General features: G+C 40.7%; 28 protein-coding genes and 2 pseudogenes. 7 read left to right on the forward strand and 23 right to left on the reverse strand.

Annotated elements, in window-relative coordinates; translation table 11 throughout:
* The first annotated feature begins 34 nt into the window (after window positions 1-34).
* Window positions 35-907 (forward strand): MerR family transcriptional regulator, encoded by an 873-nt coding sequence (locus DDE80_RS06310; RefSeq protein WP_108306828.1) that lies wholly within the window; start codon window positions 35-37, stop codon window positions 905-907.
* A 106-nt stretch (window positions 908-1,013) separates the two neighbouring features.
* Here DDE80_RS06310 and DDE80_RS15385 read toward each other — a convergent pair.
* The 4 genes and pseudogenes from DDE80_RS15385 to DDE80_RS06330 form a co-directional block, all read right to left on the reverse strand.
* Window positions 1,014-1,161: pseudogene (locus tag DDE80_RS15385) on the reverse strand (IS200/IS605 family element RNA-guided endonuclease TnpB); the annotation flags it as partial.
* 1 nt (window position 1,162) lies between these two features.
* Window positions 1,163-1,255 (reverse strand): annotated as a pseudogene (locus DDE80_RS06320) (IS200/IS605 family transposase); the annotation flags it as partial.
* A 195-nt stretch (window positions 1,256-1,450) separates the two neighbouring features.
* On the reverse strand, window positions 1,451-2,344 hold the full coding sequence (locus tag DDE80_RS06325) for a cation diffusion facilitator family transporter (RefSeq protein WP_108306829.1): 894 nt from the start codon (window positions 2,342-2,344) through the stop codon (window positions 1,451-1,453).
* A 201-nt stretch (window positions 2,345-2,545) separates the two neighbouring features.
* Window positions 2,546-3,148, reverse strand: coding sequence for a hypothetical protein (locus DDE80_RS06330; RefSeq protein WP_108306830.1), 603 nt, complete (start codon window positions 3,146-3,148; stop codon window positions 2,546-2,548).
* Window positions 3,149-3,229: 81 nt separating this feature from the next.
* Between DDE80_RS06330 and DDE80_RS06335 the strand changes: the two genes are divergently transcribed.
* Together DDE80_RS06335 and DDE80_RS06340 are read left to right on the forward strand one after the other, a co-directional pair.
* Window positions 3,230-3,715: a hypothetical protein gene (locus DDE80_RS06335; protein WP_108306831.1), complete on the forward strand. Its 486-nt coding sequence runs from the start codon at window positions 3,230-3,232 to the stop codon at window positions 3,713-3,715.
* The gene (locus DDE80_RS06340) at window positions 3,712-4,218 is read left to right on the forward strand and encodes a hypothetical protein (protein ID WP_108306832.1); all 507 of its coding nucleotides are present in this window, start codon (window positions 3,712-3,714) and stop codon (window positions 4,216-4,218) included. The genes DDE80_RS06335 and DDE80_RS06340 overlap by 4 nt, the downstream gene beginning before the upstream one ends.
* A gap of 36 nt (window positions 4,219-4,254) precedes the next feature.
* Here DDE80_RS06340 and DDE80_RS06345 read toward each other — a convergent pair whose 3' ends face one another.
* The 5 genes from DDE80_RS06345 to DDE80_RS06365 all read right to left on the reverse strand — a co-directional run bounded on the left by DDE80_RS06345 (window position 4,255) and on the right by DDE80_RS06365 (window position 7,453).
* A complete protein-coding gene (locus DDE80_RS06345) occupies window positions 4,255-4,467 on the reverse strand; it encodes a hypothetical protein (protein ID WP_108306833.1) in 213 nt (70 codons plus the stop codon).
* 11 nt (window positions 4,468-4,478) lie between these two features.
* Entirely contained in the window at window positions 4,479-5,600 is a 1,122-nt protein-coding gene (locus DDE80_RS06350; RefSeq protein ID WP_108306834.1) for a Nif3-like dinuclear metal center hexameric protein, read from the reverse strand.
* A complete protein-coding gene (locus tag DDE80_RS06355) occupies window positions 5,597-6,292 on the reverse strand; it encodes a tRNA (adenine(22)-N(1))-methyltransferase (protein ID WP_108306835.1) in 696 nt (231 codons plus the stop codon). The genes DDE80_RS06350 and DDE80_RS06355 overlap by 4 nt, the downstream gene beginning before the upstream one ends.
* An 84-nt stretch (window positions 6,293-6,376) precedes the next feature.
* The gene (locus DDE80_RS06360) at window positions 6,377-6,724 is read right to left on the reverse strand and encodes a c-type cytochrome (RefSeq protein ID WP_108306836.1); all 348 of its coding nucleotides are present in this window, start codon (window positions 6,722-6,724) and stop codon (window positions 6,377-6,379) included.
* Between the two features lie 165 nt (window positions 6,725-6,889).
* The gene (locus DDE80_RS06365) at window positions 6,890-7,453 is read right to left on the reverse strand and encodes a hypothetical protein (RefSeq protein WP_108306837.1); all 564 of its coding nucleotides are present in this window, start codon (window positions 7,451-7,453) and stop codon (window positions 6,890-6,892) included.
* Window positions 7,454-7,631: 178 nt separating this feature from the next.
* Between DDE80_RS06365 and DDE80_RS06370 the strand changes: the two genes are divergently transcribed.
* Window positions 7,632-8,273: a YczE/YyaS/YitT family protein gene (locus tag DDE80_RS06370; protein WP_201261503.1), complete on the forward strand. Its 642-nt coding sequence runs from the start codon at window positions 7,632-7,634 to the stop codon at window positions 8,271-8,273.
* 13 nt (window positions 8,274-8,286) lie between these two features.
* On the opposite strand, the gene rpoD is transcribed toward DDE80_RS06370, so the two are convergent.
* The 4 genes from rpoD to ccpN form a co-directional block, all read right to left on the reverse strand.
* Window positions 8,287-9,414: an RNA polymerase sigma factor RpoD gene (gene rpoD / locus DDE80_RS06375; protein WP_108306839.1), complete on the reverse strand. Its 1,128-nt coding sequence runs from the start codon at window positions 9,412-9,414 to the stop codon at window positions 8,287-8,289.
* A gap of 30 nt (window positions 9,415-9,444) precedes the next feature.
* Window positions 9,445-11,265 carry a DNA primase gene (gene dnaG, locus DDE80_RS06380; protein ID WP_108306840.1) on the reverse strand — a complete coding sequence of 607 codons (1,821 nt, stop codon included), beginning with the start codon at window positions 11,263-11,265 and terminating at the stop codon, window positions 9,445-9,447.
* 127 nt (window positions 11,266-11,392) lie between these two features.
* Window positions 11,393-12,211 (reverse strand): pyruvate, water dikinase regulatory protein, encoded by an 819-nt coding sequence (locus DDE80_RS06385; protein WP_108306841.1) that lies wholly within the window; start codon window positions 12,209-12,211, stop codon window positions 11,393-11,395.
* Window positions 12,212-12,222: 11 nt separating this feature from the next.
* Entirely contained in the window at window positions 12,223-12,858 is a 636-nt protein-coding gene (gene ccpN / locus DDE80_RS06390) for a transcriptional regulator CcpN (protein ID WP_108306842.1), read from the reverse strand.
* Window positions 12,859-13,197: 339 nt separating this feature from the next.
* Here ccpN and DDE80_RS06395 point away from each other — a divergent pair, with 339 nt between their 5' ends.
* Window positions 13,198-14,583, forward strand: a complete 1,386-nt coding sequence (locus tag DDE80_RS06395; protein ID WP_108306843.1) for a glycine--tRNA ligase — start codon at window positions 13,198-13,200, stop codon at window positions 14,581-14,583.
* Between the two features lie 306 nt (window positions 14,584-14,889).
* Window positions 14,890-15,324 carry a PH domain-containing protein gene (locus DDE80_RS06400; RefSeq protein ID WP_161952284.1) on the forward strand — a complete coding sequence of 145 codons (435 nt, stop codon included), beginning with the start codon at window positions 14,890-14,892 and terminating at the stop codon, window positions 15,322-15,324.
* Window positions 15,325-15,337: 13 nt separating this feature from the next.
* Here DDE80_RS06400 and DDE80_RS15120 read toward each other — a convergent pair whose 3' ends face one another.
* The gene (locus tag DDE80_RS15120; protein ID WP_161952285.1) at window positions 15,338-15,481 is read right to left on the reverse strand and encodes a hypothetical protein; all 144 of its coding nucleotides are present in this window, start codon (window positions 15,479-15,481) and stop codon (window positions 15,338-15,340) included.
* A 685-nt stretch (window positions 15,482-16,166) separates the two neighbouring features.
* On the opposite strand from DDE80_RS15120, the gene DDE80_RS06405 reads away from it, so the two are divergent.
* The gene (locus DDE80_RS06405) at window positions 16,167-16,448 is read left to right on the forward strand and encodes a hypothetical protein (protein WP_108306845.1); all 282 of its coding nucleotides are present in this window, start codon (window positions 16,167-16,169) and stop codon (window positions 16,446-16,448) included.
* Here the strand turns inward: DDE80_RS06405 and DDE80_RS06410 are convergent.
* From DDE80_RS06410 to leuB, 9 genes are all read right to left on the reverse strand, one after another.
* On the reverse strand, window positions 16,445-17,371 hold the full coding sequence (locus DDE80_RS06410; protein ID WP_108306846.1) for a hypothetical protein: 927 nt from the start codon (window positions 17,369-17,371) through the stop codon (window positions 16,445-16,447). The two genes, DDE80_RS06405 and DDE80_RS06410, sit on opposite strands and share 4 nt — an antisense overlap.
* 43 nt (window positions 17,372-17,414) lie before the next feature.
* Entirely contained in the window at window positions 17,415-17,606 is a 192-nt protein-coding gene (locus tag DDE80_RS06415) for a hypothetical protein (RefSeq protein ID WP_108306847.1), read from the reverse strand.
* A gap of 10 nt (window positions 17,607-17,616) precedes the next feature.
* Entirely contained in the window at window positions 17,617-18,027 is a 411-nt protein-coding gene (locus DDE80_RS06420; RefSeq protein ID WP_108306848.1) for a Fur family transcriptional regulator, read from the reverse strand.
* Window positions 18,027-18,884: a metal ABC transporter permease gene (locus DDE80_RS06425; protein WP_108306849.1), complete on the reverse strand. Its 858-nt coding sequence runs from the start codon at window positions 18,882-18,884 to the stop codon at window positions 18,027-18,029. Before DDE80_RS06425 ends, DDE80_RS06420 begins: the two co-directional genes overlap by 1 nt.
* A gap of 12 nt (window positions 18,885-18,896) precedes the next feature.
* Window positions 18,897-19,643, reverse strand: a complete 747-nt coding sequence (locus DDE80_RS06430) for a metal ABC transporter ATP-binding protein (protein ID WP_108306850.1) — start codon at window positions 19,641-19,643, stop codon at window positions 18,897-18,899.
* A gap of 111 nt (window positions 19,644-19,754) precedes the next feature.
* Window positions 19,755-20,897, reverse strand: a complete 1,143-nt coding sequence (gene yfkAB / locus DDE80_RS06435) for a radical SAM/CxCxxxxC motif protein YfkAB (protein ID WP_427901798.1) — start codon at window positions 20,895-20,897, stop codon at window positions 19,755-19,757.
* 61 nt (window positions 20,898-20,958) lie between these two features.
* Window positions 20,959-21,546, reverse strand: coding sequence for a 3-isopropylmalate dehydratase small subunit (leuD, locus tag DDE80_RS06440; RefSeq protein ID WP_108306852.1), 588 nt, complete (start codon window positions 21,544-21,546; stop codon window positions 20,959-20,961).
* A complete protein-coding gene (leuC, locus tag DDE80_RS06445; protein WP_108306853.1) occupies window positions 21,546-22,958 on the reverse strand; it encodes a 3-isopropylmalate dehydratase large subunit in 1,413 nt (470 codons plus the stop codon). The genes leuD and leuC overlap by 1 nt, the downstream gene beginning before the upstream one ends.
* Window positions 22,959-22,974: 16 nt before the next feature.
* Complete coding sequence (leuB, locus tag DDE80_RS06450; protein WP_108306854.1) at window positions 22,975-24,075, reverse strand: 3-isopropylmalate dehydrogenase; 1,101 nt, start codon at window positions 24,073-24,075, stop codon at window positions 22,975-22,977.
* Window positions 24,076-24,089 lie beyond the last annotated feature (14 nt).

Below are 24,089 nucleotides of genomic sequence, written 5' to 3' on the forward strand. Positions count from 1 at the left end.
TAGAGAGACAGATCTATAAAGGTGAGGAGATACGATGCACAAAGAAGTCACATATACAATACAACAAGTAGCACAAAAAACGGGACTCTCTAAGCAAGTAATACGCAAATGGGAGACACGCTACAACGTTATACAACCCGCACGTCTTGCCAATGGTTACCGCACTTATACCGAAGCAGAGCTGACAATTTTACAACGTACCCAACAATTTGTGAAAGATGGCTATACGATTGCAGAAGCAGCTGAGCGTGCTAAACAGACGATGTTAAGTGCTTCTCAACCGTTTTCCACACTTACTGCACATGATTTTTTGCAAGCGCTTGAGAGCGTCGGCGCGCGCGCAGATGAGCAACAACTTATGCAACTTTTGCATAAAGCACACCATACGCTCGGTTTGCTAACGATGATTGACACAGTAATCGTTCCCTTTTTATTACGCGTCGGTCAACTTTGGTGTGACAGAACATGGACAGAATACCAAGAAGCGATTAGCAGCCAAACCATTCGTGATTTTTTAGCGAATGCTCGTAGGCAAATTTTTGTAGCTGAAGATGCACCACTTATTATCGGTAGTTGCTTACCGGAAGAGCGCCATGAAATTCCTATGCAACTTTTGCTTTTACGCTGTGCACTTACCGGTTATAAAACATTAATGCTCGGACCTGCCCCTGCGCCGCGCGCGATTGAACAAGCTGTACAACAAAAACTACCTATAGCTATACTACTTAGCGTGTCTACACCTACTAGCGAGGCGATACTCGCACCACTTGAACGCTTTGCACGCACAACGGATGTCCCTTTCTTTTTAGGTGGACATGGCACCGATCACTTACCTATATCGTTAACGCATATTCACGTTAATAACCATCTACACTCTATTCTTAGTAAAATAGCAACGGTATCGTGAACTACTCGTCACTTAGCTAAACCTAACGATTATTAACGCTTGAAGTGGAAGCTTCTTGGGAATAGAGCATGCGTATGAGCGTATTTTTTCACTCATAGCCGTGTCTTTTATGGTTTTTTAACATATCTTTAGGGTTCACGTCTTCGATACAGATACTATCGTGATTTTTGATAAGTGCTGTACTTATTCAGAAAGTCCGTACGCTGATTGGCCACTTTAGGTTTTTGTTTTTGATAATTTTTCGCTTCAAACAGCTTCATTATCAATTACTGGTCTTCTATATTTTGTAACCAGTACAAGATGATAATAAAGGAGGCGTACTGAATGGTTATTTGCCTCTAGCGCCATGTTATATCAGCTCTTTTCTTATATAAACTGATTATAAATAAAACAGCACTTTGCTTTAATTTTCGGCTTTCGAATTGCCAAAGATAACCCTCATACGAACCGGCATTCATCACCACCTGTAGAGGATGGGCGACTTCTGCCTAAATCAGTTAAAAAAAGTTGGGGCGACCGTAACAATCGCCCCAACTTTTTATGTTAAATCGTTTCATGGTAAGGATTAAGGTGGATAATAGCATCATGTACATCTGGATGCGCTTCAATTAATGCATGCTTCACTTCTTTTGTAATTGTATGCCCTTGTTCTACTGTTAAATTTGCATCTACACTCAAACGCACATCAAGCACGACGTAACGACCATGTGTACGCGCATAAATTCTATCAACTTTACGTACATTAGGATTTTGATAAATCGTCGCCTCAAACTGTGCTACATGCGTTGGGTCTAGCACTTGCTCCATCATTACGACTGATGATTCCTTCGCTAGTGAGTAACCCATCTTAATCACAATAAACGCTACAGCGATACTAGCGATGGCATCTGAATATACCAAAAAGCCAATATCAAAGCGATTACCAATAATCGAAGCTGCGATACCAATTAATGCTGCAATGGAAGAAAAAGCATCTGAACGATGGTGCCATGCTTCACTAACCAACGCAATACTATTAACACGTTTACCAAGACGATATTTGTATTGGAATAGCGCCTCCTTTATTACAATCGAAATAACAATAATAACGAGTGCAGTAGGTTTAGGAATAACAACCTCTCCTGAAATAATTGACTTCACTGCCGAAATCGAAATTTCGACACCTACTAAAATTAATAGGAATGCCACAATAATCGAAGCAATTGTTTCAGCCTTACCGTGACCGTATGGGTGCTCCTCATCTGGTGGCTTTACAGCAACTTTTACGCCAAATAAAATTACGATAGAGCCGACAATATCCGAAGCAGAGTGCAAAGCATCCGCTAACAGCGCCTTACTATTTGCTAAAAAACCAAAAACACCTTTTAGTACGGTTAAAAAGATATTTGCAATAATACCGATCCACGTTGCGCGTACAATTTGTTTATTTACGTCCATATGCTCGCCCTCTTTCTTTTGGTGAATGTATCGTAACAAATGACACCCGTGTAGGTACATAGAAAAAATGTTTCCCTCAGACCAAGAAATTTACACATTCACATATAGATGTAAAAAAAGCCTTTTATACACTACTTAAAACTTAACCTAGTAGTTATAAAAGACTAATTAAAGAAACCTTTTTTTTCCTTAAAATTAAGGCTATTCACTTATTTTTGTTGCTACATTAACGACTTTAAAAAATGAAGGTGCTTCAGGACTGCCTTCTACATAGTCATAAAACAGCGAATACGTGCGTTCATACGTAATATTTTGCACTTTCCCGTCCTTAACATGTTCTACGCGTTCTACCGCATGTGCCTCATAGTCTGTATCGCCAATCTTTTTCATTAGGGAAACTTCTAAAGATACAGGATTTTCCGCAATACCTTGTCCGTGTAAAGCTAGTACATCTTGCTCTACTTGAATGTTATAATCTGTACCATGCATAATAATACCATTCATCAACGGCTGAATCGTACCCGTATTAACAGACTCAGCATAAGCAGTAGAAAAATTATTGACCGTCTCTACAATCAAAGTCTGTTCCCTTTCTTCGACACCTTCTATTGTGGTATCTACTTGTTGCTGTGATGTTTCATTGTCTGCAGGTTGTTCAGTTGTTGGTGTTTCTGACGTTTCTGGTGTTGCAGGCTCCTCAATAGGTGTTTCGGGCTCCTCTTGCTCTGGCGCTACAGGTGTAGCTTGGTCATTACATGCTGCTAGCAAGAGTGCTAAACTAGATAATGCGATTAATTTTTTCATTTTTTATCACCTCACGCCTAGTATAACATGCGAAACTTTTTTCGTATTGTGACGTATACCTATTAAAGGAAGTGACATATTATGTACCATATTTACAAACATCAAATCACTGACGCACAAGGCGCTACAGTTGGCTTTATTAAGCCTATACCTTTCACTAAACTGCAATTGCTTGGTAATGTTGCCTCGCTTATTAGTACACAACTATTGCTACCACGTAGCTATGCAAGCTATGATGCTACTGGCAATGAAGTAAGTCGTACGGTTGCACCTGCTAACTTTTGGTCATCCAAACGCACACTTATTGTACAAGATACCCTATTACCCATCACTAGTGAGGTAGATACACTCGGACGTGTAACGCATCACTTTATGCTGCAAGGTGTTAATTGCCATATTGACAGCAATTACAAGGAGGAGTACCACCTCTATATAGGTGAACAATGCGTGGTACAATTTAAAAAAGCGAGCAGCGGGCTCGATGTCACATGTTACACAGAAGACGAGACGTTACTTCTATTATTTGCGAGCCTGTACTTCACCATTTATCAAGGAGGAATTCAATGACAACGTTTACTGCACCTTATAGCACTACGAATCCCGCAAGACAGCTATACGACGACCAAGGGCAATGTGTTGTACATATTAAGCCTACACCGCTCCCTTTGTCTAAACAAATTGTCAGTATCGCCGCATCATTACTACAAATGCCCTTACTAACATCCTTTACAAGCTATGATGCTGAGGCAAACCCTATTTTTACGTTGCGTCATAAGTTACTATCTTATGAATTATTTGTGCATGCGACAAATGAGTTAGTCGTCGTTACCGATTATCAAATACAACTCATGGAGTCAGGGCGTAAATTTACGATGGCAGACGTGCCATTTAAGGTAGAGCTTGATCTTGCCTATAACGCAACTCTATATTGCCGCGATAGTGCGCTCGTACGCTTGCAGACGTTTGATAACGGCTGGCAACGCGAGCGTGATACGTATACGCTTGAACCTGAAGCGGATATGGTATTTGTTCATCTTTTAGCACTACTTGCTACAACTTTTAAAAGATAAAAAGGGAAACCGCAAACGATGCGATTTCCCTGTAGTTTATTTTTTACATTGGATATCATAACTACGTGTAAAATAGTTACCCTTTTCTTTAACGATCAGCTCGCCACCCTCACCGGCACAACGCTCTTTCATTTGTTCGATTTGTTTTTCATAATTACTATTACGATAAATGGTCATGACTAAACCTACAATAATAAATATTGCACCGATTACCATCCAACCTTTACCTACGTTTGGATTTCTTTTCATTATCCTACCCCTCACACAAATTGAAACGGCTCAGTGTTTACTGCCGATTCAATAAATTGTACGTCGAGCTTTTTGGCTTCAACTAACGTGGTCATTTTTTGTGCCACACCTTTAATCATAACTTTCTCTACATGATGCCCTGGGTCAATAATATTTAAGCCAATCGCTTCGGCATCTTGTGCGGTATGGAAGTACATATCCCCCGTCATAAAGACATCCGCTCCTGCAAATTTCGCTGCGTTAATATATTTATTACCGTCACCGCCAACAAGTGCCACCTTGTGCACTTGCACCTCTGCGTCACCTACCATACGAACACACGGCACATCAAGTGACTGTTTAACATGCTCCGCAAAGTCACGCAAGGTCATCGGTGCTTCGAGTTTACCTACACGTCCGATACCTTGTACGTTCATTTCACGTGCCATTTCAAATAAATCATAAACCGGTTCTTCATAAGGGTGAGCATTTAACATCGCCTTTACTACACGATTTGTCATACTTTTAGGAAACACTACTTCAATGCGTTGTTCCGCTTCAGTATGTAGCTCACCAACCTCACCGACATGGGGGTTAGCCCCTGCTAATGCACGGTAGCGCCCCTCACCTTGTGTCGTATAGCTACACGAGTCGTAATCGCCTAATTGCCCTGCTCCTACCTTTGCTAACACCTCACGTAAGTCAGCTGCTTGTGCAAAAGGAATGAAAACGGCAAGTTTCATCATTGGCTCGCTATACGTTTTTTCGAGGAATGTAGTATCCGTTAAACCGAGCGCCTCCGCTAATAAATCATTAACGCCACCTGCTGCCACATCTAAATTAGTATGCGCCGCATAAACGGCAATATCATTTTTAATCAATTTTTCGTAAAGCTTACCTGCTGGTGTATCTGTGCGAATGTGTGCAAGCTTACGGAAAATTGGTGGGTGATGCGCAATAATAAGCTCACAGCCTTCTGCAATGGCTTCGTTAACAACAGCGTCATTAACATCTAGCGTCACTAAAACACGCGATACTGGTTTATTTAAAGTACCAATAGCTAAACCTATCGGATCATTATCCATACACGCTAATTTTTTAGGTGCCCACTGTTCAAATAATTGAATAACTTCATGTCCATTTGTTGCCTTCATTGTAAAACCTCCTCAGCTAATGCTATTTTTTGCTGAATGTCAGCTCTCTTAGCAACAATCATTGGCGTTTGTTCTACATTAGCCGTACTTTGTAAAATTTTTTGCCATTGTGCAAGTTCACGTAGCCACTTTTTTCGGAATGGCGCTTCTTTTGCTTGCAATAAATGCGGCCCGAACAATAATTCAGCTTCATTCAGTTGCATATCTCCACGCTGCAATACTAACACTTCATAAATTTTACTATCCTCTTCTAAAATGGCTTCTTCTAAAAGCGCGAAGCCATTTTTAATTGCCCATTGACGCACCGCTTTAGCGTGAATATTCGGCTGTAAAATCAAGCGTGTTACACGCGTTAAACTCTCAGGATTTTTTGTTAAAATATCAGCAATTAAAGGTCCACCCATACCAGCAATCGTTACAGTATCTACACCATCTGTCGGTTGCACAGCCGCTAGCCCGTCCGCTAACCGAACCGTAACTTTGTCCGTTAACCCTTCTTGACGCACTTGTTTAACAGCTGATTCATAAGGCCCTTTTACTACTTCTCCTGCCACTGCTCGCTTCGCAATCCCCTCATGCACTAAATAGCATGGTAGGTACGCATGGTCACTGCCAATATCGGCAACTACTGCGCCTGTTGGTACATAAGAAGCGACTTTCGCTAGACGCTCTGATAGTTTTTGTGCATTCATTTTTTTACCCTCACTTACATTGTTATGCCTCTACTTTACCATAAAAAAAGCGTTGCCTCACGAGGAGACAACGCTTTTTGTTAATTATTTAAGTGAAGATACGTATTCAGCTACAGCTTCAATTTCAGCTGGATCTTGTAAAAGACCTGCTGGCATTGCGCCTTGACCGTTTTTAACAACGTCTTGAATGTGCTCAGCATCTAAACCTGCAATTTTAGGGTTTGTGCCTTGACCAGCTAAGTCACCACCGTGACAGCCGATACAGCTTTGCTTAGCAAGTGCTTCGCCGTCCACTTCAGTTGTTTCTGCGCCGCCCTCATCACCTTTAGCAGCTTCTTGTTTTTTACCAGCGCCATCTAAAGATAAGAAGAAAATAATTGCGATACCCATAGCCATAATTAATAAATAAGGTACGATTGGACTGTTTTTCATTGTGTTAACCTCCCTCTATCAGTTCATAAAGATATCTATAAAAATTATAGAATCATTCAACACTTCATATTGTACTTCATTCATAGGAAAACGAAAAGCCCTATTCGTGAAGTTTTGTTGATACTGTAACAAAGTTGTCATTAATTGCGAATAATTTGTGAAGTTTTATAGTACTAAATATACCCAATATCCTATTACAATAATCCCCGCAAGTGCACCAGATAATGTGAAATAAAGTAATTTGCGCTGAATACCCGCTAGTAACCATAGCGCACAGTTAAATAATAGGGCGATAAATAACAACGTATCGTTTTTAGGAAAATACGTTACACTTAAATAAATCGTAATCGCAAAGATGAGCAAGGCTGCCATAATATGATAAACAACCGCTAACGAAGGATGCTTTAACGCAATAACGCTAGCTCGAATAAATAAAAAGGCCGTAATAGCGGCCGCTATAATCGCGTATATCGCTGTATATGTAGTTAATGCAAACATTGCTATAATGGAGAAGATAGAAAGAATGGCTAAAAAGAAAGTCATAATACCATTGGTGCGCTTTTCTTTAGCGAGAATCGCTTGTTTTGCTTTCTTTTCTTTCTCCGTCTCTTCATGTTCTCCTTCTGTATAAAGCGTTGCTAAAAAATCACAGTAATGCTCAGGCAGTAGTTTATTTTGTTTCCAAAATAAAATTTCATTTAAAATAATTTGTTTTCTCGGCTTTGACATACTATCAATCTCCAAACGTCCTACACTCTTTTTCTATACTATTACTATTTTATGCGATTTCACATCTTCTATCATGTTCCAAAAGCATTATATAAACATGAGCATTAAGTCCCTCTCTTTACAATTGGTTAGAAGCGGTGTACTGTGTGGAAGAGATTGTTTAAAGGTAGGTTTTTTTGTGAAACAAATAGTATTTTGGCGTATCGGCTTCTTTTTACTCGGTATCATCATTTTAGCACTAGGCGTGACCTTAACGATACGTGGGCAAACTTTCGGTGTTGGCTCTTGGGATGTGCTACATATCGGATTGTTTAAAACGGTGGGGCTAACGATTGGTTCATGGTCAATTATTTTAGGCATTGCGATTTTAATTAGTATTGGCATAATCACTAAACGTTTTCCTAAGATTGGCACGTGGGTAGATATGGTGCTAACAGGCGTTTTTATCGACATCTTTAACTGGTTACTACCTGTCGCTACGACAACGGCGATACAACTCCTCGCCTTTATTCTTGGGTTAATAGCAATCGGCTTCGGCGCTGGCATGTATATTGCAGCTGATCTTGGTGTCGGCCCTCGAGACGCGCTTATGATGCTGCTTACAGAGTATACACCGCTAAGTGTAAGTACGGCGCGCACCATTATGGAAGTAAGCGTTGCCCTTATTGGCGTAATGCTTGGCGGTCCACTCGGCATCGGCACAGTTATTATGGCCTTTGGGCTTGGACCTATCGTGCAATGGGCACTAAAATTTAATGAACGTCTTTTCGAACGTATTACAGGCCAACCTGCATTGCAAAAAAAAGGAGTCGCATCATAGCGGCTCCTTTTACTTATTCTAGGAAATCTTTCAAACGTTTGCTGCGAGACGGGTGGCGTAATTTACGAAGCGCTTTTGCTTCGATTTGACGAATACGCTCACGTGTTACACCAAATACCTTGCCTACTTCTTCAAGCGTACGTGTACGGCCATCATCTAATCCAAAACGTAAGCGTAATACGTTTTCTTCACGGTCTGTTAATGTATCAAGCACATCTTCTAACTGCTCTTTTAACAGCTCATACGCTGCATGATCTGATGGCGATTGTGCTTCAGAGTCCTCAATGAAGTCGCCTAAGTGCGAGTCATCTTCTTCACCAATCGGTGTTTCAAGTGATACAGGCTCCTGTGCGATTTTTAGGATCTCACGTACTTTTTCAGGCGTGATGTCCATTTCTTCACCGATTTCTTCTGGTGTTGGTTCGCGTCCTAAATCTTGTAGTAATTGACGTTGCACACGAATTAATTTATTAATCGTTTCGACCATGTGTACAGGGATACGAATCGTACGCGCTTGGTCAGCAATCGCTCGTGTAATCGCTTGACGAATCCACCATGTAGCATACGTTGAAAACTTAAACCCTTTACTGTGGTCAAATTTTTCCACCGCTTTAATTAAGCCCATATTACCTTCTTGAATTAAGTCAAGGAAGAGCATACCGCGACCAACGTAACGCTTGGCGATAGAAACGACAAGTCGTAAGTTTGCTTCTGCTAAACGTTTACGTGCCTCATCATCACCTTGTTCAATACGTTCAGCAAGCGCTACTTCTTCCTCTGCAGAAAGTAAGTCAACGCGCCCAATTTCTTTTAAATACATACGAACAGGGTCATTAATTTTGACGCCTGGGGGCACACTTAAATCGTTTAAGTCAAACTTTTCTTCACTAGATTCTTCTTTTTGCAAGCTTTCTTCTTCAAATTTCTCTTTCCCGATAATTTGAATGTCTTGGTTTTTTTCTAAATCCTCCGCAAAATGAAAAATATCCTCGTTTTCCAATTCATAAGGCGCTAAACCTTTAGCTAACTCATTCATTGAAATTTCGCCGATTGATTTTGCCTTTTTTGCGATAATTTTCTTCGCTTCATCTAATGAAATTTCTACTTCTACCTCTTTTGAACGTTCAGACTTGTTCGCCATAAACCTTCCTCCTTCTAAAAATCGCTCCGCCTACAGCTCACGGAGTTGTTTTTGCAATGCTACATACTGCTTAGCCAGCTCAATGGTTTGCGCGAAATCTTGCATTCTTTCCGCTTCTACAGATGCTTGCTTTACTTCCTCAAGCTCCCATTTTATGCGCTCTTTACGCAAGCAACGCAAACTGTCAGCCACCTCTTCTTGCCTGCGATCTTCGTTTGTATCAAACGTCGCTGCTTCTACTACAATCTTACGTAATTCACCTTCATCAAGTTGCATTAAAAAACGTTGGTAATCGGGCGCGTTTTTTTCATAAAAGGCGAGTAAATGAACAAATACCGCATTATACGCATCGCGTAAAAAAGGCGCATTTGTATTTTCACCTGTCCGCACATCATAAACCACCGTAGCATCTGCTAACATATGTGCTAAAATAATACGCTCTGCTACATCGCCGCTCGAAGTAATCTTCGTGGCTGGCGGTGTGAAGTTTGGCACTGCTTTCACTTCTGTAGCAGTTTGCTCTGCATCACGTGCTAACTTTTGATAGTCTGCATAAATTGCTTCTTGTGAAATATTCGTCTCTTGCGCTAATTGCCGAATATATAAATCTCGTTCCATAGGCGACGAACCTTTCGCTAACACAGCTAGCACTTCGTGAATATACTGTAAGATGTCGTTTTCATAAGCGAAATTTTTACCTTTACGTGCAGCGTACTTAACAAAGGCTAGGTATGCTTGCGGTCGCTCAATGATTTGTTCTACAAAGGCCGCAGTACCATACTTTGTAATATAATCATCTGGATCTAAACTATCAGGTAAAATCGCAACTTCTACTGCTAATTTTTTTTGTTGTAAAAGCACCGCCGCGCGCTTCGTTGCTTCTAAACCAGCTTGGTCACCATCATAACAAATCGTGATTTGTTCAGCTAACCGCTTCAATTTGTGACAATGCTGATCTGTTAGCGACGTGCCCATCGTAGCTACTGCATTTGTAACGCCTGCCTTAGCTGCCGCGAGAACGTCCATAAAGCCTTCCATTAAAATAACACGACGCGCCTTACGAATACTAGGTCGTGCACGGTCTAAATTGTACAAAACCTCACTTTTATAGAAAATGGGTGAGTCTGGACTATTTAAATACTTTGCTTCTTCATCACTCGTAGGTAACACACGACCTGAGAAACCGACAACTTTACCTGTGTCGTTACGAAGCGGAAACATAATCCGCTCACGAAAACGGTCGAAATAGCTACCGTCATCACGCGCAATTACTAACCCACCTACTGCCATTTCTGCTAAATCAAAACCTTGTCGTTCCAGTAAAATGACTAACGCTTCCCAGTTAGGTAATGCATAGCCAATTTGGTACTCTTTAATCATCTCATCGGAAAAGCCGCGTTCATGTAAATAATGTAATGCCGCTTCGCCGTCTTCTGTATTGATTAATAAGTGATGGAAAAAAGAAGCCGCAAATTCATGCGCCTCTAACATGCGCGTTTCTTCAGCTGAAACTTGCTTAACTGGCGTAATGCTTAGTTCGCTACTATCAATCGCAATGCCCGCACGTTCTCCAAGCTTTACTACTGCTTCAGGAAACGTAATGCCTTCAATATCCATCACGAAGGTAATCGCGTTACCCCCTGCACCGCAACCGAAACAACGGTAAATTTGCTTATCTACAGAAACAGAAAAAGACGGCGTTTGCTCCCCGTGGAATGGACATAAGCCAAACCAGTTACGACCACGTTTTGTTAGCTGCATATACTCGCTAATCACATCGACAATATCCGATTGATTGCGTACATCTTCAATCACATGTTCTGGTATTTTTGCCACAGCACTCACCTTCATATTTACTAATTTCGCGATAAATTTAAAAAAACCTTTATTTTTTCAAAAAAATAAGGAGAAATTTTAACTTATCTATTATACGAGATAACCACTTTTTACGCCACTAAAAAAAACGACCTAGCCTTGGCTAAGTACGTTTAATCGTTTGCAAATGACGTATAATGCGATTGGCAGTTTCCTCTACTGCTTTATTGGTAACATCAATGACATGACAGCCAATGCGTGCTGTTATTTTTTCGAAAAAAGCGAGCTCTTGTTCAATGCGCGAATGTTTGGCATACATGGCGTCATTATTTAAACCGAGCGCCATCAATCTTTCTTGTCGAATATAGTTTAATTTCTCCGGAGAGATGACAAGTCCTACACATTTGGCAGGGTCAATTTCAAACAGCTCTTTCGGCGGCTCTACTTCAGGTACAAGTGGTACGTTCGCCACTTTATACCGCTGATGCGCCAAATACTGTGAGAGCGGCGTTTTAGACGTGCGCGATACACCAATTAATACGATGTCGGCTTGTAATAATCCGCGTGGATCACGACCATCATCATACTTTACCGCAAATTCAATCGCTTCAATTTTTTTAAAGTAATCATCATCTAATTGATGTAAAATACCAGGTTTTTCAAGGGGAGCCTCGTCAACTACAATGTCCATTGCATCGATAACAGGACCGAGGACATCTACAGCTGTTACACCTTGCGCTTCACATAGTTGTGTAGCAAGCAAGCGCATATTGGCATGTACGAGTGTAAAAATAACGAGTGCACCTTTTAAACTGGCAAAATGAACAATTTTGCGCAATCCTTCCTCTGTACGTGTATAAGGAAAACGACGAATTACGGCATCTTCATAATTTGGACGAAATTGCGTAACGACAGCTTTTGCTACTTGTTCTCCGGTTTCCCCGACAGAATCTGAAATAATAAACACTTGTAATTGCTTCATACGACTACCTCCTACTCCGCTGGTTCAATTAATGAAATAAATGCGCGCGTAATCGTCGTTTTAGTTAAACGTCCAATTACTTCTAAACCACCTTTACGTTCAATGACTACAGGTAGCGAGTCCACTTCACGCTCAATTAATTTTTGCGCTGCTACCATCAACGTATCATTTTTACTACAGTGCGAAATGTTTGGCATGCGCGTCATAATGATGTGTAGGGGGATATTGTTTAAATCTTGCGAGCCAATACTTGTACGGAGTAAATCTTTACGTGATAATACACCTGTTAAAAAACCTTGCTCATCTACTACAAACAACGTGCCTACATCTTCCGCAAACATATGACAAATGGCATCATATACCGTCATATTTTCTTGTACTTTTACAGGTGTAGAATAAAAGTCTTTTACTTTTAATTTCGTTACTGTTTCATAAACAGATGCTGATGTTTTTTTCCCTGAATAAAAATACCCAACTCGCGGACGTGCATCTAAAAAACCTGACATGGTCAGTATAGCTAAGTCAGGTCGCAGCGTCGCTCTCGTTAAATTAAGTTGGTCGGCAATATGTTCGCCTGTAATTGGACCGTTTTCTTTGACAATCCGCAAAATCTCTTCCTGACGTTGATTGAGTTCGATTACACTCACCGCCTCAAATAGTGTTATACTTATTGCGTAATTATTATATACTATTTTATGTTTGATTGCTAAGAAAAGAATTAATAGTTGACACACCTACTAAATTTTGATAATATTCATCGCATATAGTAGGCAATGACAAGCATATAAGTAGTTTTTTATTTGATTAGCGAGTAGAGATAGTGAAAGTCTACACTAAAAAACGAAACGGCAGCTTCGAGCCATGTTTTCTTAAAGAGGTTTACATTTGTAAACAATCAGGGTGGAACCGCGGGTAATGCACTCGTCCCTGGGCAGATTTTGTGCCCGGAGACGGGTGCTTTTATTATTTTAGAGGAGGTCATTTATATGACAAAGTCAATGGAAACAATCGTTAGCCTAGCGAAACATCGTGGTTTCGTCTTCCCAGGCTCAGAAATTTATGGTGGTTTAGCTAACACTTGGGATTACGGTCCCCTTGGTGTGGAGCTAAAAAACAACGTAAAAAAAGCATGGTGGCAAAAATTCGTTCAAGAGTCAGCGTATAACGTAGGTCTTGACGCAGCGATTTTAATGAACCCAAAAACATGGGAAGCTTCTGGTCATATCGGTAACTTTAACGACCCAATGATTGACTGTAAAGCATGTAAAGCGCGTCACCGTGCAGATAAATTAATCGAAGATGCATCACTTACGAAAACAGGCAAGGAAATCATCGTTGATGGTATGAGCTTTGACCAAATGAAAGAAAAAATGGACGAGCTAGACGTTGTGTGCCCTGACTGCGGTAAGCAAGACTTTACAGACATCCGTCAATTTAACCTTATGTTTAAAACATTCCAAGGTGTAACAGAGTCTTCTCGTAATGAGATTTTCCTACGCCCTGAAACAGCACAAGGTATTTTCGTTAACTTTAAAAACGTACAACGCTCAATGCGTAAACGCGTACCATTTGGTATCGCACAAGTAGGTAAAAGTTTCCGTAACGAAATCACACCAGGTAACTTCACATTCCGTACGCGTGAATTTGAACAATTAGAGCTTGAGTTCTTCTGTAAACCAGGTGAAGATTTAGAGTGGCATAAATACTGGAAAGACTTCTGTGAAAAATGGCTATTAGACTTAGGTGTTAATGCTGAAAACATGCGTCTACGTGACCATGAAGATGACGAGCTTTCTCACTACTCTAACGCTACAACGGACATCGAGTACTTATTCCCATTCGGTTGGGGCGAGCTTTGGGGTATTGCTGACCGTACAGACTATGATTTAAAACAACATATGGAGCACTCAGGTGAAGACTTTACGTATATTGATCCAGTCTCAAATGAACGCTATGTACCTTACTGCATCGAGCCTTCATTAGGTGCTGACCGCGTAACACTTGCTTTCTTATGTGAGGCATATGACGAGGAGCAGTTAGAAGGCGATGACAAACGTACCGTTATGCGTTTCCACCCTGCGCTTGCACCATTTAAAGCAGCGGTATTACCACTATCTAAAAAATTATCAGACGAAGCAAGCGATGTTTGGGCAGAGCTACGTAAACATTTCCCAGTAGACTTTGATGAATCACAATCTATCGGTAAACGTTACCGTCGTCAAGACGAAATCGGTACACCATTCTGTATCACTTATGACTTCGATACAAAAGAAGACAACCAAGTTACTGTGCGCCACCGCGACACAATGGAACAAAAACGTATGCCGATTTCAGAAGTTAAAGACTATATTCAATCATTTTTAACTTTCTAAGCTTCTACCCTTACTTTAGGCTATATTCAGGCATACGTTTTCTGTGAGGAGCCTCCCGGGCGACGAAACAAAGGGTTTTTCTCTTTCTTCTGTGAGGAGCCTCCCGGGCGACGAAACAAAGGGTTTTTCTCTTTCTTCTGCGAGGAGCCTCTCGGGCGACGAAACAAAGGGTTTTTCTCTTTCTTCTGTGAGGAGCCTCCCGGGCGACGAAATTTTGCCACTCTATTATTTATCTATTAAGATTAAACGCACATGGCTAGCAGTCATGTGCGTTTTTTTAGTATACTGAAAAAGCGAGGTGTTAGTATGGTTTTTCATTCCAAAATTGATAATGCTTATCGGGCTATTTTAGGTTGTGTATGCGTCATTATGGCACTCTCTTTCTTGTTACCTATGACGTTAGATGATAGCTTTACGAAGCAAGACGGCATTCTGTTAGGTAGTATTTTACTACTTACTACGCTATTCATTGTTTGGGTGATGGTTGATATTCGCTACGAGTTGCGGGAAGATGAACTCTATGTGCGCGGTGGACCCATTTTTGCCCGCATCCCATATACTACTATCCGAGAAGTACGAAAGTTTGATGGATTCACCGGTGGCTTTACCATTGCCTCTTCAAAGAAGGGGGTAGAAATTATCTACCAAAAAGGACTGGGCTATATGGTTATTTCACCAACAGAACGTGAACATTTTATAGTAGCATTAGAAGCAAAAATAACAAAAGCACGAGCCCATTAGCTCGTGCTTACCTTTACTTATCATTATACGTATTTTCTGGCTTCGGATCGATATCGTTTGTGCCGCCTTTAACATTCGTAGCTTTTTTCATAAATAGTAGTACGGGTCCTACAACAAATACGACACAAATTATAACACCAAGCGTTATGTATAACATATTAAAACTCCTAACGGCATATGACATTACCCTTATTCTACGCCTATTTCATATACCCTACTAGGCAAATTTTTGTGAACTTTTATCATCCTTTCCGATAGAAGACGCCCTCTTCAATTGTGTGGAGGGAAAAGCTCAGGATACGAGGGAGATGAATGGCGGTTGGCGAGAGCCAAAAAGTTTTTATGATCAAATTCAGAACTTAGTGGTAATATTAATCTAACCAGATAAAAACGTTTGTTCCTGTTTCTTGCTAGTACAGTTTCCAATTAAAAGAAAATGTGGTTCAGTATAGATGAGAAACGCCATTTGCCCGTCTCCCAAGTAAAAAAGCTCCGGCCAACTAACGTCGTAAAAATCAGCAGGTGGTTGCTATCTAGTCAATCAGGGTCATCAAGGTGGCAAGAAATCACTTGCAATAAGGGATTGGATTTGCCCTGTTTGCCACCAACATCACGATAGAAATAGCAATGCGAGTAAAACATTCTAGCCGAAGAATTAAGGATACTAGCTTCGGCTTAACAGTAAGAAAGAACCGTAAGAACTACAGGGATAGCTCGGTTAATAAGAGACGCCGCTGACGGTAAAGAAATACACCGATAAGTATGCTCTGTTCCCAAAAATCTCCCACTTTCCACCACCTGAAAGAGTGTTAAGTAGCAAGTAGTTCAAAAGGAGGAATAGCATGACTAAAACGTATTGGATGATTATTAATTTGATTATTTGGGCTACAATTTTAGGTTGGTTTGGCGAAAAAATCGCCTTACTCACGCCACTTCCCACGTATATTTTAGCTTTTTGTACCATTTTAAGTGTTGTTTTCTTTTTAGCTAGCTGGCTATGGTTAGTTGCACGCATTAGTAAAAATGCGAATAGCCTCGAACGTATTACAGCAGTAGCCATCATACCGCTTGGTGTAATTACTTCGTTATATGCTATTTTTGTTACAGCAATGTATTTCGGTTAACGAAGGAGCGCAGTTCGCGCTTCTTTTATTTTTGCTTGACGCGCTAATAACACGTCCTCCATACTAGCTAACTTAGTTTTAATCACATTAACTTCCCCTAGTACTCGCTGAAGTTGTGCCTTAGCGTTCGTAATCTTACTATGCACAGACAACGCCGAAAAGAAATCATCAAATACATAATCAGCAAAATGTACAAAGCCGTCTATACTTACTTGAATAGCATCCGTCTGCATTTCTTTAATGTCAATCAATTCATTATGTAACAAATTTAATGCGTACTGTGCTTCACTTAATGCTTGTTTTGAAGCGTCGAGCTTACTATGCTTTACATACGTTACAAACATACCACCACCAAATAAATCCCACGTACTCCATCCATGTGCTGCGTCTAATGCTTTCGCAACAGCATGTAACGCTTGTTCTGCGCGATAGCTTGCGTCCAACGCCTCCCCAACTTCAATTTTTAGCGCGATAACTTGGTACGCTTCATCTTCTAGCACATCAAACTGTTTAGCTTTATTTGGATCATGTTGCATAAGCCATAAGCGCTGTTTAGCTACAAGCGCCGTACTATGTTCAAGCAGTACATCTGTATTTTTCGTAGCTTCACGTTCCGCTACAATCGTCGCTAACTGCATAGCTAATTTTTCATGTTGTTGCTCCGCTTCATGTATCTTTACTAGTAAGGTAGCTAACTGCTCTTCACTACGCAGTAGCTTAGCATCACTTGTCATTAAACGCTTTATAAATGACGGCGCTACTACCTTCTCTAGCTTTTGACGAGCGCTACGTTGTTCCTGCAAGGTTTGTTGTAACGCTTGAAGTTGTTGTTCAATATAGGTTTGTTGCTGAAATAAGTGATCACGACGTAGCAACAAATGTTGCAGACGTTCTTGTTCCTCAACGAGTTGGTTCCATTCCATAAAAAAATCACCTCTCTACTACTACGTGTGAGAGGTGAAGAAGTTACGATTTTTTATGACGATTGCCAAAGCCCGCTTTGTGCTGTAAATAGTAAATACCTAGCACAAAAAATAGCAAGCCAGCTAAACGCAATAACACAACTTGTATTACTATTCCTTCAATGGTCGTCGTCATTAATATGGCACCCACCGCAATTATACTGATGCCAATTAACGTTTGAAGTCGTTTACCCACTGCAAGCTCCTTAATGACATTGTGGACATTTGCCGTAAATTTCAAATTTGTGATTTTCAACTTGATAATCTTGTAAATTAGGCCCTAGCATATCCATCGGACAAATTTCTAACGCCTTGACATTGCCACAATCCATACATATAAAGTGATGGTGGTGCTCTGTTGCGTCACATTGCATGCGGAAATGACGTTCGCCTGAAAGCTCGGTTTCATCTAAAATACCTAACGCTACAAATGTTGATAAATTACGATAAATCGTATCATAGCTCATCCCTGGATACTCTACGGTTAAGACGTCTAATAATTGACGTGCTGTCACATATTTATCATTCGCCTCAAACATTTGAAGCAAGCGCTCTCGTTTATTGGTACGCTTATACCCATTATTTTTTAAAATTTCCCACGCTTTTACACTATTCATTACACTTCAACTCCTGTACGTTGCAACGTATAATACAACTTTTTTAGCCAAATTACGAGTAATAAAATAACGATAGACGTTACAACAATTGTACCGCCTGGTGCTAAGTCTAAATAAAAAGCACTTACTAACCCTATTATAACTGCGCCTTCGCCAAATAGTATCGCATAAATCATCGTTTGTTTAAAGCCTTTTGCAATACGCATAGCAGCAGCTACAGGGAGCGTCATTAACGAAGATACGAGCAAAATACCAACGATACGCATACTCGCGGCAATAACGAGTGCTGTAACAATCATAAATAAAATATGAATAGCTTTTGAAGGCAAGCCGCTCGCTTTACTATATTCTTCGTCAAAAGATAGTACGAACAATTCCTTATAAAAAATACGTAAAAATACTAACACCACAAAGGCAATAGCGATGACAACATATAAGTCAGCGCGTGATACCGCAGAAACAGAACCAAATAAGTAGCTCATTAAATCCGTCGTAAAGCCATGAGCTAAAGAAATGAATATTGCACTAATCCCAATGCCACCTGACATAATAATAGGAATTGCGAGCTCTTCATAATGTTTATAAACACGGCGCAAGCGCTCGATAAATAAAGAGCCTGTGACAGAAGCTACAATACCTAAATAAATCGGATTAAGTAAAGCTAATGCAGGCACCATTTGGCTAATATATAAACTCCCTGCAATCCCCGCTAATGTAACATGTGATAAAGCATCAGCAATGAGTGATAATCGCCTCACCACAATAAAGACACCGAGTAGTGGTGCAATAATACCGATGATAAGACCTGCTACTACAGCATTTTGTAAAAATTCATATTGAAAAATAGCTTCGATCATAGTGCCGCTCCTTTAATGTACTTTGCGTACAGCATGTCCATACCACGCATCCCGCGCTTCTTGAGTCATGTCGTCAAATTCATTTTTATAGCCATGGAAATGAATGGTTTTATTTAAGCAAGCTACATGTGTAATATGATTAGATACGACATCCACATCATGCGTGACGAGCAACATCGTAATACCACGTTCGCGATTTAATGTAGCTAATAAATCATAAAACGCTTGTACATTTTCATGGTCAATACCAACTGTAGGTTCATCAAGTACGAGCACTTCAGGATCACTAATTAAAGCGCGTGCAATGAAGACGCGCTGTTGTTGCCCCCCTGATAATGCACCGATAGTACGATTGCTAAACCCTTGCATGCCGACCGCTTCAAGTGCAGCCTCAATACGACGGTTTGTATCTTTTGGTAATCGTTTAAACAAGCCTACTCTTTTAGTGAGGCCACTACGTACAACTTCATAAACTGTCGCAGGAAATCCTGAATTAAACGCATTGGATTTTTGTGACACATATCCGATACGCTCTCTCTCTTTAAACTGCTTCGCGGGTGTATCAAATAAAATCACTTCGCCACTATCCGGCTTTAATAAACCTAAGATGATTTTTAATAAGGTCGATTTCCCCGAGCCATTTGGCCCAAGTAACGCCACAAACTCTCCTTCATGGATGGAGAGCGAAATATCTTGTAACACTTGTGTATGCTCGTAAGCAAACGAAATATGTTGGAGTTCAATGAGTGTTTTGGTCATCAGCTTCGCTTCTTTCTAATCCATAATCGTTACGATTTATAACAATTAATTATACCGTACTCTATTTTGTTTGTAAATATTAAAAGCAGAGGCAAGCTCGCCTCTGCTCTGTTATTTTACCGTCCCACTCATAAAGCGGTGTTCAGGATAATACATATTCTTCACTAAAATATTTGGTCCTAAACATTTCGCTGCTGGGCAGTGACAGTTAATACTTTCTGAAATATGCGTCTCTAACCAATCCTCATAAATTTTAGGCAATGACTGCGTTAAAATATTACCAAGTGCTGCGCCGTCATCCGCGAAGTCAGATACAGACACATCGCCTGTAAAAATATTAACGTTCATTCGTGAGCGCCCGTCCACATCATTACGAATTGTTGTGTTATGAGCTGCCTTAATACGCGCAAGTACCGCTCGGTCACGTTCATCCGTACTACATGGGTAAAATGGTAACGTACCAAACAGCATCCACACTTCCTCATTGCGAATATCCAATAAATGATTGACGACATCACGATACTCATCTAGCGTAATCGTCGATAAATCACTTGCAAAATCACTCGGATACATCGGGTGAATTTCATGGCGACGACATAGCATTTCGTTCGCCACTTCATTATGGATTTTAGCTAAATGTGGAACAGTATTACGATTTAACATCGTCTCTGCCGATACAAACATCCCGCCATTTGCTAAAGCACGCGCATTGTCTAAAATGTTGCGATACAATGTTGCGCGCTGTGCCACACTCGGCTTTTTATCCATCATCGCAAAGCCTGTCTCTACAAACTCGCGTTCATCGCTCCAGTTATGTGAAATATGCATCACATCTAAATACGGTGCAACAATTTCATAATGGTCCATTGGTAGCGTCAAATTCGAATTAATTTGTGTTCGAATACCACGAGACTTTGCATATTGTAATAGCGGTAAAATATTAGTGCGAATGCCTCGTTTAGTCATGAGTGGCTCTCCGCCTGTAAAACTCATCACACGTAAGGTTTCAACCTCATCAAGCGCTTTAATAATTTGATCCATCGGTAGCGCTGGGTCCTCTTTCGTTTGAAGGGTGTACCCCACCGCACAGTGCGCACAGCGCATATTACATAAATTTGTTGTGGTAAATTCAATATTAGATAGCGTTAACTTACCGTATTTTGTAATATCCTCATACGGCTCCCACGCATCTATTGGTCTTACTACAGTTTGCATAAAACGATACTTCCTTTCTACTGCTATCCATTTTCGCATAACTACGCTCATTTTGAAAGCAAAAAAACAGGAGTACCCTAGTGGATACTCCCCCCTCTTATTAATACGGCTTTGGTCGATTTTCGTATGCACTAATTGCATCTTCATATTGAATCGTTAAACCGATTTCGTCTAAACCTTCTAACAGCATATTACGTGAGTACTCATCAATTGTGAAGTTAACAATTGCTCCATCGCTGTCTGTTATCGTTTGGCTTACTAAATCAACAGCTAATGTCAAGCCGTCTTTACCACGCGTTAAATAGTCGTTAATCACGTCTTGTGGCAATTTAATCGGTAAAATACCATTTTTAAAGCAGTTATTATAAAAAATATCCGCAAATGATGGGGCCATTACTACACGGAATCCGTAGTCTAAAATTGCCCATGGTGCGTGTTCACGTGAAGAACCGCAACCGAAATTTTCATCTGACACTAAAATGCTAGCGCCCGCAAATTTCGGGTCATTTAATACGAAGTCTTCATTTAACGTACCGTCCTCATTATAGCGCCAGTGGTAAAATAAATATTGCCCAAAACCTGTACGCTCAATGCGCTTTAAAAATTCTTTCGAAATAATTTGGTCCGTATCAACGTTTTTGTTATCAAGCGGCACGATAATACTTTCTACATGTTTAATTGGCTCCATTATTGTACCTCCTGCTTTACAAATTGACGTACATCTACAAAATGACCTGCAATTGCTGCTGCAGCGGCCATTGGAGGGCTTACTAAGTGCGTGCGTGAACCTGTACCTTGACGCCCTTCAAAGTTACGGTTAGATGTAGAAGCACAGCGCTCGCCTGTAGGCACCACATCATCATTCATTGCTAAACACATCGAACAACCCGCTTCACGCCACTCAAATCCAGCGGCTTTAAAAATTTGATCTAAGCCTTCTTCTTCGGCTTGACGCTTTGTTGAAACCGATCCCGGTACGACGATAGCAGTTACGTTATCATGTACTTTGCGACCTTCAATTACTTTAGCAGCTGCACGTAAATCACTTAAACGTGAATTTGTACATGAACCGATAAAGACGTGTTGAATGGCAATATCCGTTAACGCTTGCCCTTCCTCTAAGCCCATATAAGTTAGCGCTTTTTCTAACGCCGCTTTATCTGCTTCTGTTGAGTAGTCTGCTTTTGTTGGTACATTTTGTGAAATACCAGCCCCCATCGCTGGGTTTGTACCCCATGTTACAACAGGTTCAATTGCAGTACCGTCAATTTCTAACACGGCATCATATGTTGCGCCTTCATCTGACGCTAAGCTTAGCCAATAAGCGGCTGCACGTTCAAATGCTTCGCCTTGTGGTGCATAACGACGACCTCGTAAGTAAGCAACTGTCGTTTCGTCTGGTGCAATTAATCCAGCCTTTGCCCCTGCTTCAATTGACATATTACAAATTGTCATACGCTCTTCCATAGATAGCTTTTTAATTGCGTCACCCGTAAACTCAATGATGTGGCCTGTACCTACATCAATACCGAATTTCGCAATAATAGCTAAAATAATATCTTTAGCTTCCACACCTGCACCAAGTTCACCCGACACATTTACCTTCATTGTACGTGGTTTGCTTTGCCAAAGTGTTTGCGTAGATAGTACGTGCTCTACTTCAGAAGTCCCGATACCAAAGGCAATTGCCCCAAAAGCACCGTGCGTAGACGTATGTGAGTCACCGCATACAATAGTTTTACCAGGCTGCGTTAAGCCAAGCTCTGGCCCAATAACGTGAACAATTCCTTGGTCAGGATGTCCCATATCCGCTAACTCAATACCAAACTCTTTTGCATTCTCAGCAAGTGTTTCGATTTGTTTGCGTGCAATTGGGTCATTGATTGTTGGTAAATTTTTCGTAGGGACGTTATGGTCCATCGTCGCATAGCACAGATCAGGACGTCGCACCTTGCGATTAGCAAGGCGCAGTCCTTCAAAGGCTTGTGGTGACGTTACTTCATGAATTAAATGAAGGTCAATATATAATAAGTCAGGCTTTCCGTCCTCTTGATATACGACGTGATTATCCCAAACTTTTTCAATAATATTTTTCGCCATCCTACACACCCTCTTCTTAAATATATGAAGTCATAATGCTATCTGATACAAAGCTTGTATCAATCTCATTAATTACTTTATTTGTCCATTCCGTTGTCGTTAATACACGGTCACCATCTTTAGCAAGGTCTGCTGTAAAGTAACCATCTTCAAATACGGCATTTACCGCACGCTCTACTTCTGCAGCTTCTTCTTTTAAGCCGAAAGAATATTTGAGTAACATCGCTACAGATAAAATGGTTGCTGCTGGGTTAGCTACACCTTGTCCTGCAATTTCTGGCGCGGACCCGTGTACTGGCTCGTACAACCCGAAACTATCGCCACGAATGGATGCTGATGGTAATACACCAAGTGAACCTGTAATAACAGAAGCTTCGTCACTTAAAATGTCACCAAACATATTTTCTGTTACGACAACATCAAAATGTCCTGGATTTGTAATCAGTTTCATCGCGACAGAATCTACTAAATGATGTTCTACTTCAACATCTGGGAAATCTTTTTTCTTTTCTTCTACTACTTCACGCCATAAGCGACTTGTCTCTAATACGTTTGCCTTGTCTACTGAACATAATTTACCACTGCGTAAACGAGCGAGATGGAAAGCATTTTCTACAATGCGCTCTACTTCCATTTTTGAATAGACCGTCGTATCAATCGCGCCGTCTGCTGTGCGCATACGTGGTTCGCCAAAGTATACGCCGCCTGTTAACTCGCGCACAATCATTAAGTCAACATTTTCGGCTACTTCGCGTTTTAATGGCGAAGCGTCAAGAAGGCTTGAGATAGCTGTTACAGGACGTAAGTTTGCAAATAAATCAAAGTGCTTACGAATGCGTAATAAACCTTTTTCTGGGCGTAGCTCTGGTGGGTTTTGATCCCACTTTGGACCGCCTACTGCCCCTAATAAAATTGCATCACTTTCTTCACATAGCGCAATCGTTTCATCTGGTAATGGATTGTTATATTGATCAATTGCTGCGCCTCCAATGGCACCATAAGCTAAATGAAATGTATGATTAAAACGTTTTGCAATCACTTGTAAAATCTCCACTGCTGACGCAATTACTTCTGGACCAATGCCGTCCCCTGGTAGGACCGTAATTTTCTTTTCCATCGTTACACCCTTCT

Source organism: Metalysinibacillus jejuensis (genome assembly GCF_003057615.1).
GTDB lineage: Bacteria > Bacillota > Bacilli > Bacillales_A > Planococcaceae > Metalysinibacillus > Metalysinibacillus jejuensis.

Coding starts and splice junctions, on each gene's coding strand:
- DDE80_RS06310 (WP_108306828.1), top strand. CDS start 35: ATGCACAAAGAAGTCACATATACAATACAACAAGTAGCACAAAAAACG.
- DDE80_RS06325 (WP_108306829.1), bottom strand. CDS start 2,344: ATGGACGTAAATAAACAAATTGTACGCGCAACGTGGATCGGTATTATT.
- DDE80_RS06330 (WP_108306830.1), bottom strand. CDS start 3,148: ATGAAAAAATTAATCGCATTATCTAGTTTAGCACTCTTGCTAGCAGCA.
- DDE80_RS06335 (WP_108306831.1), top strand. CDS start 3,230: ATGTACCATATTTACAAACATCAAATCACTGACGCACAAGGCGCTACA.
- DDE80_RS06340 (WP_108306832.1), top strand. CDS start 3,712: ATGACAACGTTTACTGCACCTTATAGCACTACGAATCCCGCAAGACAG.
- DDE80_RS06345 (WP_108306833.1), bottom strand. CDS start 4,467: ATGAAAAGAAATCCAAACGTAGGTAAAGGTTGGATGGTAATCGGTGCA.
- DDE80_RS06350 (WP_108306834.1), bottom strand. CDS start 5,600: ATGAAGGCAACAAATGGACATGAAGTTATTCAATTATTTGAACAGTGG.
- DDE80_RS06355 (WP_108306835.1), bottom strand. CDS start 6,292: ATGAATGCACAAAAACTATCAGAGCGTCTAGCGAAAGTCGCTTCTTAT.
- DDE80_RS06360 (WP_108306836.1), bottom strand. CDS start 6,724: ATGAAAAACAGTCCAATCGTACCTTATTTATTAATTATGGCTATGGGT.
- DDE80_RS06365 (WP_108306837.1), bottom strand. CDS start 7,453: ATGTCAAAGCCGAGAAAACAAATTATTTTAAATGAAATTTTATTTTGG.
- rpoD (WP_108306839.1), bottom strand. CDS start 9,414: ATGGCGAACAAGTCTGAACGTTCAAAAGAGGTAGAAGTAGAAATTTCA.
- dnaG (WP_108306840.1), bottom strand. CDS start 11,265: ATGAAGGTGAGTGCTGTGGCAAAAATACCAGAACATGTGATTGAAGAT.
- DDE80_RS06385 (WP_108306841.1), bottom strand. CDS start 12,211: ATGAAGCAATTACAAGTGTTTATTATTTCAGATTCTGTCGGGGAAACC.
- DDE80_RS06395 (WP_108306843.1), top strand. CDS start 13,198: ATGACAAAGTCAATGGAAACAATCGTTAGCCTAGCGAAACATCGTGGT.
- DDE80_RS06400 (WP_161952284.1), top strand. CDS start 14,890: ATGGTTTTTCATTCCAAAATTGATAATGCTTATCGGGCTATTTTAGGT.
- DDE80_RS15120 (WP_161952285.1), bottom strand. CDS start 15,481: ATGTTATACATAACGCTTGGTGTTATAATTTGTGTCGTATTTGTTGTA.
- DDE80_RS06405 (WP_108306845.1), top strand. CDS start 16,167: ATGACTAAAACGTATTGGATGATTATTAATTTGATTATTTGGGCTACA.
- DDE80_RS06410 (WP_108306846.1), bottom strand. CDS start 17,371: ATGGAATGGAACCAACTCGTTGAGGAACAAGAACGTCTGCAACATTTG.
- DDE80_RS06420 (WP_108306848.1), bottom strand. CDS start 18,027: ATGAATAGTGTAAAAGCGTGGGAAATTTTAAAAAATAATGGGTATAAG.
- DDE80_RS06425 (WP_108306849.1), bottom strand. CDS start 18,884: ATGATCGAAGCTATTTTTCAATATGAATTTTTACAAAATGCTGTAGTA.
- DDE80_RS06430 (WP_108306850.1), bottom strand. CDS start 19,643: ATGACCAAAACACTCATTGAACTCCAACATATTTCGTTTGCTTACGAG.
- yfkAB (WP_427901798.1), bottom strand. CDS start 20,897: ATGCGAAAATGGATAGCAGTAGAAAGGAAGTATCGTTTTATGCAAACT.
- leuD (WP_108306852.1), bottom strand. CDS start 21,546: ATGGAGCCAATTAAACATGTAGAAAGTATTATCGTGCCGCTTGATAAC.
- leuC (WP_108306853.1), bottom strand. CDS start 22,958: ATGGCGAAAAATATTATTGAAAAAGTTTGGGATAATCACGTCGTATAT.
- leuB (WP_108306854.1), bottom strand. CDS start 24,075: ATGGAAAAGAAAATTACGGTCCTACCAGGGGACGGCATTGGTCCAGAA.